At 55.1% G+C, this 13,948-nt stretch carries 14 protein-coding genes; 9 read left to right on the forward strand and 5 right to left on the reverse strand.

The annotated features are described in order from the left end of the window. The 3 genes from rimM to polA form a co-directional block, all read right to left on the reverse strand. Positions 1-507 carry a ribosome maturation factor RimM gene (gene rimM / locus AC52W5_RS11795; protein ID WP_495671308.1) on the reverse strand — a complete coding sequence of 169 codons (507 nt, stop codon included), beginning with the start codon at positions 505-507 and terminating at the stop codon, positions 1-3. A 22-nt stretch (positions 508-529) separates the two neighbouring features. After that, positions 530-793, reverse strand: a complete 264-nt coding sequence (rpsP, locus tag AC52W5_RS11800) for a 30S ribosomal protein S16 (RefSeq protein WP_011379931.1) — start codon at positions 791-793, stop codon at positions 530-532. Positions 794-901: 108 nt separating this feature from the next. Then, positions 902-3,619, reverse strand: a complete 2,718-nt coding sequence (polA, locus tag AC52W5_RS11805) for a DNA polymerase I (protein WP_495671133.1) — start codon at positions 3,617-3,619, stop codon at positions 902-904. A 21-nt stretch (positions 3,620-3,640) separates the two neighbouring features. Here polA and AC52W5_RS11810 point away from each other — a divergent pair, with 21 nt between their 5' ends. From AC52W5_RS11810 to AC52W5_RS11825, 4 genes are read left to right on the forward strand one after another with little or no spacing between them, the layout of a single operon-like run. Then, positions 3,641-4,369 (forward strand): LOG family protein, encoded by a 729-nt coding sequence (locus AC52W5_RS11810; RefSeq protein ID WP_107762491.1) that lies wholly within the window; start codon positions 3,641-3,643, stop codon positions 4,367-4,369. A gap of 55 nt (positions 4,370-4,424) precedes the next feature. Then, positions 4,425-4,790 carry a DUF2782 domain-containing protein gene (locus tag AC52W5_RS11815; protein WP_074972313.1) on the forward strand — a complete coding sequence of 122 codons (366 nt, stop codon included), beginning with the start codon at positions 4,425-4,427 and terminating at the stop codon, positions 4,788-4,790. A 57-nt stretch (positions 4,791-4,847) separates the two neighbouring features. Next, on the forward strand, positions 4,848-5,798 hold the full coding sequence (locus AC52W5_RS11820; RefSeq protein ID WP_495671134.1) for a homoserine kinase: 951 nt from the start codon (positions 4,848-4,850) through the stop codon (positions 5,796-5,798). Positions 5,799-5,831: 33 nt separating this feature from the next. Then, positions 5,832-6,599: a BPSS1780 family membrane protein gene (locus AC52W5_RS11825; protein WP_495671135.1), complete on the forward strand. Its 768-nt coding sequence runs from the start codon at positions 5,832-5,834 to the stop codon at positions 6,597-6,599. A 114-nt stretch (positions 6,600-6,713) separates the two neighbouring features. Here the strand turns inward: AC52W5_RS11825 and AC52W5_RS11830 are convergent, their stop codons facing one another. Together AC52W5_RS11830 and AC52W5_RS11835 are read right to left on the reverse strand one after the other, a co-directional pair. Continuing rightward, positions 6,714-8,945, reverse strand: a complete 2,232-nt coding sequence (locus AC52W5_RS11830; protein WP_495671136.1) for a UvrD-helicase domain-containing protein — start codon at positions 8,943-8,945, stop codon at positions 6,714-6,716. 219 nt (positions 8,946-9,164) lie between these two features. Further along, positions 9,165-10,037 (reverse strand): phosphoribulokinase, encoded by an 873-nt coding sequence (locus AC52W5_RS11835; RefSeq protein WP_113066557.1) that lies wholly within the window; start codon positions 10,035-10,037, stop codon positions 9,165-9,167. Positions 10,038-10,385: 348 nt separating this feature from the next. On the opposite strand from AC52W5_RS11835, the gene rplM reads away from it, so the two are divergent. From rplM to AC52W5_RS11860, 5 genes are all read left to right on the forward strand, one after another. Further along, entirely contained in the window at positions 10,386-10,820 is a 435-nt protein-coding gene (gene rplM, locus AC52W5_RS11840; protein ID WP_074972322.1) for a 50S ribosomal protein L13, read from the forward strand. Between the two features lie 5 nt (positions 10,821-10,825). Next, positions 10,826-11,218: a 30S ribosomal protein S9 gene (gene rpsI, locus AC52W5_RS11845; protein WP_074972681.1), complete on the forward strand. Its 393-nt coding sequence runs from the start codon at positions 10,826-10,828 to the stop codon at positions 11,216-11,218. Between the two features lie 174 nt (positions 11,219-11,392). Continuing rightward, positions 11,393-12,421: an N-acetyl-gamma-glutamyl-phosphate reductase gene (gene argC / locus AC52W5_RS11850; RefSeq protein ID WP_074972324.1), complete on the forward strand. Its 1,029-nt coding sequence runs from the start codon at positions 11,393-11,395 to the stop codon at positions 12,419-12,421. 245 nt (positions 12,422-12,666) lie between these two features. Then, a complete protein-coding gene (locus tag AC52W5_RS11855) occupies positions 12,667-13,446 on the forward strand; it encodes a DUF6776 family protein (protein WP_495671137.1) in 780 nt (259 codons plus the stop codon). Between the two features lie 9 nt (positions 13,447-13,455). Continuing rightward, on the forward strand, positions 13,456-13,881 hold the full coding sequence (locus AC52W5_RS11860; RefSeq protein ID WP_074972328.1) for a bactofilin family protein: 426 nt from the start codon (positions 13,456-13,458) through the stop codon (positions 13,879-13,881). The last annotated feature ends 67 nt before the right edge of the window (positions 13,882-13,948 follow it).

Below are 13,948 nucleotides of genomic sequence, written 5' to 3' on the forward strand. Positions count from 1 at the left end.
TCAGTAGTCCAGACCCCAATCCACCGTAATCCGACCCGCCGCCAGATCGACTTTGAGGATTACCTGGTCAATGAAAGGTATCAGTCTTTCGGTTTCTCCCGGATTTTGCACCTGAAGCACATCGTTCGCTCCGGTTTCCAGTAGCCCTGTCACCTTACCCAGCGCCTCACCCTGCAGATTGATGACTGCAAGCCCGATGAGATCCGACCAGTAATAACCCTCTTCACCGCTCTCCGGCAATGCCGGCAGCAGCCTGCGGGGAATGGCGATCTTCAGTCCCTTCAGCCGCGCAGCCGCATCACGGTCCGCACATCGTTCAAGTGAGGCCAGCAATACGCTCCCGTGAACCTCGCCCTCGATCACCTTGAATTTGTGCCATTTGCCACCCTCGCTGCCCAGCCACCAGTCCGGGTAATCCAGCAAGCCATCCACATATTCAGTATAGGGAAAAACCTTGATCCAGCCGCCTACCGCATATGGACCGGTAACGCGGCCCATTATCACCATTGGTTCGGTGGATTGGTCCGGCTCAGCTTCCTGCGACTTCTTGCCTGGAATCAAATTGCTTGATCAGCTTTTTCACGGTATCTGACGGCTGCGCACCTTTTGATTGCCAATAGGTGACGCGATCCAGCTTGACGCGAAGCGATTCCTCACCCTCGGCTGCCCGCGGGTTATAAAAACCGACGCGCTCGATAAACTTGCCATCACGCGCATTGCGTGAATCTGCTACGACCATATTGAAAAACGGGCGTTTTTTTGCGCCGCCTCGCGCCAGTCGAATAATGACCATGTAAATTGCCTATGGAGGTCCAAAACCGAAAAGGGGGTGATTTTACGGCAATTTTCAGCAGTTTAGCAAGCAATACTTCTCCCCTTCCCGCTCTTTTCACCCCTGTGTTCAGTGCGCCTGCTCCCAGTTTGGCCCGATGCCTACCTCCACCAATAACGGGACCTGAAGTTGCGCCACGTTGCCCATGAGCAGCGGCAGCTCGCGCTTTATCGTCTCGATTTCATTTTCCGGCACTTCCAATACCAGCTCGTCATGGACCTGCATGATGAGTTTGCTGCCCAGGTCATTCCGCCGCAGCCAGTCATGCACTTCTATCATCGCAAGCTTGATGATATCCGCGGCAGTACCCTGCATGGGCGCATTGATCGCTGCGCGTTCTGCCGCCTGTCTGCGCATGCCGTTGGCACTGTTGATCTCCGTCAACCAAAGCCGCCGCCCCAGGACAGTCTCCACATAGCGGTTTTCCCTTGCGGTTTTTCGCGTCCGCTGCATGTAGTCCGCCACTCCGGGATAGCGGGCAAAGTAGCGGTCCATATAAGCTCTGGCCGCCGCCCGCTCGATGCCGAGCTGCGTAGAGAGCCCGAATTCGGACATCCCGTAGATCAGGCCAAAATTAATGATCTTTGCATATCTGCGCTGTTCGCTGCTCACTGCCTCCAGAGGAACGCCGAATATCTCGGAACCCGTGGCGCGATGGATGTCTTCCCCTTGTGCGAAGGCCTTGAGCAGTCCGGCATCCTGTGAAATGTGCGCCATGATGCGTAATTCGATCTGTGAATAATCCGCGGAAACGATCCTGTATCCGCTCGGGGCGATGAATGCTTCCCGGATACGCCGCCCTTCGGCAGTGCGAATGGGTATGTTCTGCAGGTTCGGTTCGTTACTGGCGAGCCTGCCCGTTACCGCGACGGCCTGGGCATAATTCGTGTGCACTCTTCCAGTGACGGGATGCACCATGCGCGGCAGCTTGTCGGTGTAAGTCGACTTGAGTTTGGCAAGACCGCGATAATCCAGCAGAGCCTTGGCGAGCGGATAATCGAGTGCGAGTTTTTGCAGCACATCTTCGTCGGTGGAAGGAACGCCGGTCGGTGTTTTTTTTATGACAGGCAGCTTGAGTCTGTCAAACAGGATTTCCTGAATCTGTTTGGGTGAATTCAGGTTGAATGACAGCCCGGCAATGGTGCAGGCGCGCTCCTCCAGCGCCAGCATTTTCTCGCCGAGCTCGCGGCTTTGCGTTTCCAGCAATTTGAGGTCCAGCAGCACGCCGTTACGCTCCATCTCGAACAAGACATCCATCACGGGCATTTCCAGCGTGCGATAGATATGATCGAGCTTTGCATCGTTGCCAACTTCAGCATACAGATGCTGGTGCAGCTGCAGCGTGATATCCGCATCCTCGGCCGCATATTGCGCAGCGCGTTCGATATCCACCTGCTCGAAACCTATTCGGGCCGCTCCCTTGCCGGTGACTTCATCATAGCTGATGGTTTTGATCCCCAGATGCCGCAGCGCAAGGTTGTCCATATCGTGCGGGCGATGGGATTCAAAGACATAGGATTGCAGCAGCGTGTCGTGAACGATTCCTTTCAACCCGATACCGTAGTTGGCGAACACGTGCCTGTCAAACTTCAGGTTCTGTCCCAGTTTCGGAGCGGCGGCGTCTGTCAGCCAGGGTTTGAGCTTTTCGAGTACGAAGTCGAGCGACAACTGGCTGGGAGCGCCGGCATAACGATGCCCCAGCGGTACATATCCCCCTTGATGCGGTTCCACGGAAAACGAGATACCCACCAGCTCGGCACGCATCGGATCGAGCCCGGTCGTTTCGGTGTCGAGCGAAACAAGCTGCGCGGCGGCGATTCGCATCATCCACTCATCAAGCTGCTCCGGGGTAAGAATGGCCTGATAATCGGCCTGCACCAGACTCGAGCCTGCCTGGGCTGAACCTGCAGAAAGCGCATCAGTACCTCCTCCCGCCTGGGATTCCTGTTGCAGCTCGCGCAACCAGCTCTTGAAATCCAGCCGCTCGTACAACTCCGCGAGCTTTACTGTATTTAGGGGCTGGGGTCCGAGATCATGCAGGCTGACCGGCAACGAAACATCGCACTTGATGGAGAGCAGCTGCCGTGATCTGCTCAACCAGTCCAGTGCATTGCGCAGATTCTCCCCGATCACACCGCCTATTTCGTGAGCGTGGACAATCAGGTTGTCGAGCGTCCCATATTGGTTGAGCCACTTCACCGCGGTTTTCGGTCCCACTTTCGCCACGCCGGGAATGTTGTCGACCGCGTCGCCCACCAGCGCCAGATAGTCGAGCATGCGTTCCGGGGATACGCCGAAACGGCCGAGCACACCGGCTTCGTCGAGTGTTTCATTCGTCATGGTATTGACGAGAGTCACCCGTGGGTTCACCAGTTGTGCAATATCCTTGTCGCCAGTCGAAATGATGCAGCGCATGTTCTCGCATTCCGCCTGCTTGACCAGCGTACCGATCACATCGTCCGCCTCTACCCCTTCCACAGAGAGCATCGGCCATCCCATCGCATTGATGCATTCCAGGAGCGGCGCGATCTGGGTGGCAAGCTCGTCGGGCATGGGTGGCCGGTTCGCCTTGTACTCGGCATAGAGCTCGTCGCGGAAAGTCTTGCCTTTTGCATCAAATACGCAAGCGCTATAATCGGCCTGATAATCCTTGTGCAAGCGACGCAGCATATTCAGCACGCCATAGACTGCACCGGTCGGCTCGTTATTGCGGTTGCGAAAATCGGGCAGCGCGTGGAAAGCGCGATACAGATAAGATGAACCATCGACCAGCAGTAGTGTTTTCATTTAACTTCCAAAGGTTTTCAGATGAGCCTGAAAAACAAAGCAGCCCGTACCATGACAAACGATTTCCGGGAGAAGGCATGGTCAGGGCGTGAATCCTGGCGCGTGTTCGGGATTATGGCAGAATTTGTCGAGGCAACGGAACGCCTCCACGCCGTCATGCCCGCGGTCAGCATTTTCGGCAGTGCCCGCACCCTTCCTGATCATCCCTACTATGAGTTAACTGAACAGATTGCACGGCAACTCTCTGATGCAGGCTTTTCCGTCATTTCCGGTGGAGGCCCGGGCATCATGGAAGCCGCGAACAAGGGAGCCTATTATGGCGAATCCCCCAGTATCGGACTGAATATCCAGCTGCCGCACGAACAGCACCGGAATGTTTATCAGGACGTCAGCCAGACGTTTCGCCATTTTTTTGCGCGCAAATACATGTTCGTCAAACTCGCAACAGCCTATGTGGTGCTGCCCGGCGGATTCGGCACGCTGGACGAACTGATGGAGGCGCTGACACTGGTCCAGACCGGGAAGACGCGCAGAATGCCCATTATCCTGGTTCGTTCGGATTTCTGGCGCGGCATGCTCGAGTGGCTGCAGAATGTGCTCGTTGCGGAGGGCATGATCGCCCCTGAAGATATGGACCTGATCCAGGTAATCGACGAGCCGGCGGAGGTGGTGGACGCGATATTCAAGTATTACGAGACGCGCGGTTTCGAGCCTTCCGCCGCGGAACGGGAAATTCAACTCAATCTATAACAGCCAGGGCATTTCGGATAGAATGACGTATTGACCTGACCCGCCGGGAGGCGCCATGCGTCGTATCGTTGTTGCACTGTTATTGAGTTCTGCACTACCGGCGGCGGCGCAATCCAATCAACCCAAGGATCTGCGGCCCATACCGGAAGTGCCGGAACCCCCGGAATTATCGCTGCCCTCGCCCGGCATCGAGGACGAGGAAGAATCGCTTGAACCGCAGGTTACCATCACCAAGCGGGGGGAGGACCAGATCGAGGAATATCGCCTCAATGGACGCCTCTACATGATCAAGGTCATACCGCGTATAGGGCTTCCGTATTACCTGATCGACAATCGCGGCGATGGCACTTTTTCCACCCACGACACAGGTGGTCTGGATCAGCGTATTCGCCCTCCGATGTGGGTGATACGAGAGTTCTGATTTCCCAGGACAGCCATTGCGCCTGATTAAACTGCTTCTGCCTTACTTTCCCGCTCCATGTCTGTCTTCACCACTGTTACCCATGAGCAGCTTTCCGCATGGCTGAGAAATTATTCCATCGGCAAACTGATCAATCTGCAGGGCATCTCTTCCGGCATTGAAAATACGAATTATTTTGTCACCACCAGCCACGGCAAATATGTTCTGACACTGTTTGAGAAATTGGCTCCGGCGGAGCTGCCCTACTATTTGAACCTGATGGCCTACCTGGCGCGCCACGGCCTTCCCTGCCCCAGCCCTGTGGCGGATCTCGCCAATAAATTCCTGGGAGAGCTCAACGGCAAGCCGGCGAGCATTGTCACCTGCCTTCCCGGAAAGTCGCAGGAATCTCCCACGGCGGCGCACTGTGCCGAGGTTGGCGAACTCCTGGCGAACATGCATTTATCCGGCTTATCCTATCCGGAAAAAATGGAGAACTCGCGAGGACCCAGGTGGTGGAAAGCTGCGGCGCAGGAAGTCATGCCGTTTCTTTCAGAGGATGAGGCGGCAATTCTCAGGGAGGAATTACGCTTCCAATCATCGCATCGGGCGGAAAGTCTTCCGCGCGGCGTGATTCATGCCGACCTGTTTCGTGACAACGTGCTTTTCAACGACGGCGCAATGGGCGGAGTAATCGATTTCTACTTTGCCTGCAACGACGTGCTGCTATACGACCTGGCGATTACGGCGAACGACTGGTGCCTCAACGAAAACGCGGAACTGGACACGGAGCGAACCTCATCACTGCTCGAAGCCTATCATCGCACCCGGCCGCTGCTGGAGGTCGAGCGTGACGCCTGGCCGGTGATGCTGCGCGGCGGCGCGTTGCGCTTCTGGCTCTCACGCCTGCAGGATTATCACCTGCCGCGGGCCGGAGAACTTACGCATGTGAAGGATCCCGCTCACTTCAAGCGTATACTGAAAAACCATGCAGCAGCACGCTCCAAGCTCGCCGAGGTGTGGATCTGACCGTCAGTTGAACAGCCAGCGGCATGCCAAAGCATGGAAGGCGTTTACCGGAGAAAAAACAAGATGGATATCAGGCAGGTAGATGGGAGAAGGGGATGGGAGTGGATAGCGGAAGGTTTTCAGTTGTTCCGCAAGGTCCCCATGGTATGGATTCTTCTTTGCACCACCCTTCTGCTGATCGCAGCCACCCTGGGGCTTATCCCGACAGCGGGTCAATTCATTTTCACGCTCCTCTCGCCGGTATTCCTGGCGGGACTGATGATTGGCTGCAGAACGCTGGAACGCGGGGGACAACTGGAAATAGCGCATCTCTTTGCGGGCTTTCGCAACGCCGGACCGCTGGTTACGATAGGAGGAATTTATCTGGTGGGCCAGGTGCTCATCGTTGGCATATTCATGCTGGTCGGTGGCGACGTGCTCATGAGCCTGCTGCTGGAAGGAAAACGGGTCGATGAAAACGAATTGAAAAACGTATCAGGCGATATGCTATCCGCTTCCCTGGTAGCGCTGACCCTGTCCATCCCTCTCCTGATGGCGACCTGGTTCGCACCCCTGCTCACGGTATTCAATGAAATGCCTCCAGTGGAAGCAATGCGAACGAGCTTTTTCGCGTGCGTGAAAAATATCGTGGCATTCCAGATTTACCTGGTGGTACTCGTGGGGCTTACAATCACCGCCATGATTCCTTACGGCCTGGGATTTTTTGTGCTGGTCCCGACCGTTTTTGCTTCGATCTATACCAGCTACATGGATATCTTTCAGGAAACAGCAAACTCCGGGGATGTCACGGAAGCCGCGTGAATCCGCCTGGGAATTCCCAGCGGGAAATGCCGGCGGGAACTGCCGGCGGAAAACTACGGGGAGATGCGAAAGTGCAACGTTTCCAGCTCACACCGGGCACATGGACTCACGAACTCACACCGCCGTCAGTTTTGCGTATTCCAGTAACAGCCACTTGGTGCCATTTCGGCCGAATTTAACCTCAACCCGCGCGTCTGCACCGCGGCCTTCGCAGCTGACGATCACCCCTGCCCCGAACTTTGCGTGAACCACGTTCTGGCCCACCCGCCAAGGCGATGCCGCCGTCTCCCGGGTACCCGTTTCCCGGATTTGCGGGCGCGGCGCAAACTCCCGACCAGGGGAAACCGGCTCTGGTCGCCAGGGCGCTGTCTTCTGCACGGGTTGCAGCCATTTGAGCACGCTCTGGGGTATTTCCTCCAGGAATCGGGTGGGAATGTTGTAGCGGGTCTGGCCATGCAACATGCGGCTTTGGGCAAAGCTCAAATACAAGCGGCGCCGCGCGCGCGTCACGGCTACATACATCAGGCGTCGCTCCTCTTCCAGTCCCCCTGCCTCGTTACGGCTGTTATCGTGGGGAAACAGACCTTCTTCGAGACCGCTTAGAAATACGCTGTGAAATTCCAGTCCTTTGGCGGAGTGCACGGTCATCAGCTGCAAAGCGTCCTCCCCTCCGCCAGCCTGGTGCTCGCCTGCTTCCAGGGAAGCGTGATTGAGAAAAACGGCCAGGCCGTCATCTTCGGTTTCATGCACGAAGGCAGTAGCCGCATTGATCAACTCGTTCAGATTCTCCAGCCGGTCGGTACCCTCGCGCTCGGCGCGGTAATGCCCAATCAATCCGCTCTGCTCCAGCATGTGTCCGACGATTTCCGGGAGCGGCAGGGTTTCACAAACCTGCCGCATCGATTCGATCAGCGCGACGAAGCCCTCGATGCCTCTTCTGGGCCTGTCCGGCTCTTTATTCTCTCCCGTTCCTACTGGCGGCTTATTCGGCAAGCCTGACGTGGAAGGCTCTCTGCCCCTGCATTTTTTCAGCATCGCGTCCCAGAGACTTCCCCCTTGTTGCCTGGCTTCGTCCTGCAATTGCTCCAGGCTCCGCAGGCCGATGCCACGCGCGGGGAAGTTGACGATTCTCAGTAGCGCGTTGTCATCCTCCGGATTGGCTATCATCCGCAGGTAAGCCAATGCGTGCTTGATTTCCTGCCGCTCGAAGAAGCGCATGCCCCCGTACACCCGATAAGGCAGCGAGGCATTGAACAAGGCGTGCTCCAGAACGCGTGATTGCGCGTTGGAACGATAAAGGAGTGCGATCTGGGACAATGCGACACCCTCCGCACGCAGGGATCTGACCTCATCCACAATAAACGCCGCTTCATCGAAATCAGTCGGAGCATTGTATACGCGTATCGGCTCGCCACGTCCTTCCGAAGTCCAGAGATTCTTGCCGAGCCGTCCATTGTTATTGCGTATCAATGTATTGGCTGCATCCAGGATATTGCCATGTGAACGGTAGTTCTGCTCCAGCTTGATGATCCTGGGGATGCGAAAGTCCTGTTCGAACTCTCTCATGTTGCCGGTATTGGCGCCGCGAAAGGCATAAATGCTCTGATCGTCATCGCCCACGGCTAAGACAGCGGTTTTCGGACCGGCGAGCAGCCGCAGCCATTTGTATTGCAGCCGGCTCGTATCCTGAAACTCGTCCACCAGGATGTGCAGGAAACGACCGCGATAATGTTCGCGTACGATTTCGTTGCGCATCAGCAACTCATAGCTGCGCAGCAGCAGCTCGGCAAAATCAACCACCCCTTCCTTGTTGCATTGCTGCTCGTAAGATGCATAAAACTCGACCATCTTGCGCGTGTAGTCATCGTACGCTTCCACCTGCGATGCGCGCAGCCCCTCCTCCTTGGCATTATTGATGAACCATTGGACCTGGCGCGGAGGAAATTTCTCATCATCCGCGCCCAGATTTTTCAGGATGCGCTTGATGACCGCCAGTTGATCGGCGGAATCCAGAATCTGAAAGGTCTGCGGCAAGCCGGCATCCTGGTGGTGAGCGCGAAGCAGGCGGTTGCATAAGCCGTGGAAGGTACCTATCCACATGCCGCGGATATTGATGGGCAACATGGCGGCAATGCGAGTGAGCATTTCCTTGGCCGCCTTGTTGGTAAAAGTGACGGCCAATATTCCGTGAGGACTGACATCGCCCGACTGGATCAGATAGGCGATGCGAGTTGTAAGCACCTTGGTCTTGCCGCTGCCCGCGCCGGCAAGCACCAACGCCGACTGATGGGGTAACGTAACGGCTTCGAGTTGTTCCGGGTTTAGTGCGGTGAGTAGAGAAGACATACAGCAAAGGTTTTTTCGGTCCGGGCAGGGCCCGGAATCGTTCAGGCCGTGCAAAATCGGATTAAAAGCAATGTAGAACAGCTTGATGCTCCTGCATCCCGGCACCTCCCTCCGATATATGGAATCTGCGCAAATCCGCGAGGTGCGGGCAGAAAGGGACGAAGGGACGCCGGGTTTGCAGGAGGTTTTACTATAACGCCTCGGCGCTATTGCGCGCGACTACTTTTTGCGGCTCGCTACCACGAGATCGAGAATGAGCGGCGTCAATATGAGCTCTATGGCCAGACCCATTTTCCCGCCGGGAACGACGATAGTGTTTGGGCGAGACATGAATGAGTTGTGAATCATGGCAAGCAGATACGGAAAGTCCACATTCTTTGGATCGCGGAACCGGATCACGACGAAACTTTCGTCCAGTGTCGGAATATCCCGGGCGATGAAGGGATTGGAGGTATCCACTGTCGGTACCCGTTGGAAATTGATATGCGTCAGGGAAAATTGCGGAGTAATGTAATGCACGTAATCGTGCATGCGGCGCAGTATCGTGTGCGTCACCGCTTCAGCCGAATAGCCACGCGCATTCATGTCGCGGTGGATTTTCTGAATCCACTCCAGATTCACGATGGGCACAACCCCAACCAGCAGGTCGACATATCTGGCCGCGTCCACCGTGTCGCTCTGGACTCCTCCATGCAGCCCTTCGTAAAACAGCAGATCCGAGCCGGGCTTTATCGGCGCCCAGGGCGTGAAGGTGCCCGCCTTCTGCTGGTAGGGCGCCGCTTCCTCGTCATTGTGCAGATACAGGCGCGTCTCCCCGCCGCCAGTCTCGCCGTATTCCTTGAACAACGCTTCCAGCCTCTCGAACTCGTTGGCCTCCGGACCGAAATGACTGATGGGGCGTCCTCCGTCCTTTTCGGATTCGGCTACGGCTTTTTTCATGGCATCGCGATCATAACGATGGAAGCTATCCCCCTCCACCACCGCAGCAGTCAGTTTCTCGCGCCGGAAAATGTGCTCGAAACTATTCTTGACCGTCGACGTACCGGCGCCGGATGATCCGGTAACGGCGATGACAGGGTGTTTTTGCGACATACAACTTCTCCTCGAACAAATAAGATAATAAGATGATGTTATGGAATCTTCTAACTCGTTGCCAGGCGAGCATGGAGCCCCTGTTCAGAGGCTTCCTGCAGTTCTTGTCTCAATAATTCGCTGTAATCTTCCGCCGGCAATTTTAAGGTGCGTTATGATAACCGTTTTCTCAATTATTTTGGTGGGAACAGAAGTCGCCGGCATTCTCCGTCTTGCAAAACGAAAGTCAACGAAGAAAGCGGTGTTTGTGGCAGGCGAATGCGTCCACTGCCTGCGGATGCCGGTTTGACATTTGCGCATCTCTGACATAGAATGCGCGGCTTTCAGTAAATAAGCAGGGGTAGGTTTGTGAAAACCTTTTCAGCCAAGCCACATGAAGTGAATCGGGAATGGTTCGTGATTGATGCGGCGGACAAGGTACTTGGACGTCTCGCGGCCGAGATTGCCCATCGTCTTCGCGGCAAGCATAAGCCCATCTATACGCCGCATGTGGATACCGGTGATTTCATTGTCGTGATCAACGTGGACAAGATGCGCGTTACCGGCAACAAGGCTGAAAACAAGATGTACTATCGCCACAGCGGTTACCCTGGTGGTATATACGAAACGAGTTTCGCGAAAATGCATGCGCGTTTTCCCGGCAGACCGCTGGAAAAAGCGGTAAAAGGCATGCTGCCGAAGGGTCCTCTCGGCTATGCAATGTTAAAGAAGCTAAAAATATATGCCGGTGCAGCACACCCACACGCCGCGCAACAGCCGCGGCAACTTGAAGTCAGGGCTTGATCATCATGAATGGAATCTACAGTTACGGTACGGGGCGGCGCAAAAGCGCCGTAGCGCGCGTGTTCATCAAGCCGGGTAGCGGCGTGATAACAGTCAACAACAAACCCGTGGATGAATTTTTTTCCCGGGAAACGGGACGCATGGTGGTGCGCCAGCCGCTGGAATTGACCGGAAATCTCGATCGCTTTGACATCCTGGTGAATATTCATGGCGGAGGCGAATCCGGACAGGCAGGCGCAGTGAGGCATGGAATTACCAGGGCGCTGATTGACTTCGATGCAACCCTGAAACCCGTATTGAGCAATGCCGGGTTGGTTACGCGTGACGCGCGTGAAGTGGAGCGCAAAAAAGTTGGTCTGCGCAAGGCACGACGCCGGAAGCAGTTCTCCAAGCGATAAGCTTTTATCTATTTAAAAAGCCGCCTGTCCGCTGCTTCTGGCGGACAGGCGGCTTTTTTCTTTTTTTAGCGCCTGTAATCGTAAACCTTCCTGCCACAGACATCATCCGGATCTCAATGTGAGGTAGATGCGGCGTGACAACGAATTTTAACCACACGAAAATCTCGAAGAACCATGCTTAAGATTGGCATCGTAGGTGGAACCGGATATACCGGAGTGGAGTTACTGCGTATTTTGTCTCAACATCCTCAGGTGAGTATCGAGGCAATTACATCGCGCAAGGAAGCTGGGATGGATGTCGCCCAGTTGTTTCCAAGCCTGCGTGGACGGATAGAGTTAAAATTTTCCGATCCCGCGGAGGCAAACCTCGATAAATGCGACGTGGTATTCTTTGCCACCCCGAATGGCATTGCCATGAAGCAGGTTCCATCCCTGCTCGATGCAGGCGTACGGATAATTGATCTTGCCGCCGATTTTCGCATCAAGGATATCGCCGTCTGGGAAAAATGGTATGGAATGTCCCATGCCTGCCCCGAACTGGTTGCGGAGGCGGTCTACGGCCTGCCGGAAATCAATCGCGACAGGATAAAGACAGCGCGGCTCATAGCCAACCCCGGCTGCTATCCCACGGCCGTGCAACTGGGTTTCCTTCCTCTAGTAGAATCAGGCGCCGTGGATCTGGATCATCTCGTCGCAGACGCGAAATCAGGCGTGTCAGGCGCAGGACGCAACGCGGAAATTCATACCCTTTTTGCTGAAGCAGCGGATAATTTCAGGGCCTATGGGGTAGCCGGGCATCGCCATCTTCCCGAGATCAGGCAGGGCTTGTCACAAGCGGCAAAACACCCCATCGGCCTGACATTCGTACCGCACCTTACCCCGATGATTCGCGGCATCCATGCCACGCTTTATGCAAAACTCCTTAAAGAAGTCGATTTACAGGCGTTATACGAAAACCGCTACGTGAATGAACCGTTTGTCGACGTACTTCCGGCAGGCTCTCATCCGGAAACTCGCTCTGTGCGAGGTTCGAATCTCTGCCGCATCGCCGTCCATCGCCCCCAGGGGGGGGATACAGCCGTCATACTCTCGGTTACGGATAACCTTGTCAAGGGGGCGGCCGGGCAGGCAGTGCAGAATATGAACCTCATGTTCGGCTTGCCGGAAACTCTTGCTATCACCCACGTCCCCTTGTTTCCGTAAGGAAAATCGTAAATAAGCGGAATGACGAGATTCATAGTATTTTCTGGCCGGATTAATAGTCTTTGTCAAGATCGAAGTTCATCGTTAGAATATCCATAGTCGGCTGCGGGTTTCTCTCGGCACGGCTCCTGGTAGTGATCGAGAACCCGGCCTGCAAGAGAAACTTTCCATTATTCCGATCTGATGCTCTTTTGCGATGTTTCGGATACGCGTGGCTGCCGCTTCAAAGGGCATGACCTGCGCTTATGATAAAGTCGCGTAACAGAAGGCAAAAAATAGCTGCGGCGCCAGCCGCGGTCCGATTACAGACTCCCGCTCATGTCCGCTGGGCGACTCTTGCCATCCTGCTCGTGGCTGCGCTGATTCTTTCTTGGGGTATGTACGATGCCGGGCGCAAAGCGGGTATTCCCGACAGAATCGAACTTCCACGTGAAGAAAAAACTGAGACAGGACCGGAGATGGAGCGGTTGTCGCAGTCGAATGCGCGATTGCAACACGAGAATGACGAACTGCGCATAAAGATGGCGGGGCTCGATCAGCAGTTGCAAATGGATCAGGCCGCCCGTCAGGATATTGCAAGCCAGGTCAAGACCCTTCAGGCCGAGAATACGCGCCTCAAGGAAGAACTGGCCTTTTTCCAGAATCTTGGTTCTGCTCCCGGCAAGACCGGGCAGCGTGTTTCCATCGGGGGCCTGAAGCTTGAAAAAGGTAAACTGCCCGGCGAATACCGGTACAGCCTGCTTCTGGTTCAGTCGGGAGTGCGGGGCAAGGATTTTCACGGAAACCTGGAATTTGCCGTCAACTTTCAGCAAAACGGGGAAAAAATGGTTCAGTCATTGACCTCCAACGAGACCAGCGACGACGACCCATCGAAGAAGTTTGATGTCAGCTTCCGATTTTATCGGCGGGTGGAAAGCACTTTCTGGCTGGCTCCGGATGCCATTGTCGACAGCTTGCAGGTGAAAGTGTTCGAGAAGGGCGAAACGCAGGCCAGACTCATGCAAACGGTGAATCTGTCTTTGTAAGGAGAGAAAATGTTTGAGAAAATAGGCAAACCGCACAACCAGATCGATTCGCTTATCGGCGTTGATACTCACATTGAAGGAAATATCATCTTCAGCGGGGGAGTACGGATAGACGGTCGTGTTACGGGAAACATTACCGGGTTGAGCGACATGCCGAGCACTCTGGTTTTAAGCGATCAGGCGGTCGTAGAGGGTGTCATCCACGTTTCCCATGCGGTGATCAATGGCACGGTAGTCGGCACGATAAAGGTTACCGAGTATGTGGAACTCCAGCCAAAAGCAAAGGTCTGTGGCGATGTACACTATAAGGGCATGGAAATACATCTCGGCGCATCTGTTCAGGGCATGCTGCTCCATACGGAAATCCTGGAACGCGGAAGCAATGTCGTTACATTATTGCCGGCAGCCCAGATCAACGATTTGAAGCACGTGTAACACTGCAATCTCTTACCAGGTAATTCGGAAACGCTTATGAACGCCCCTTTCAACGACGGTTCAAGTC

It is taken from the genome of Nitrosospira sp. CT (assembly GCF_059489795.1).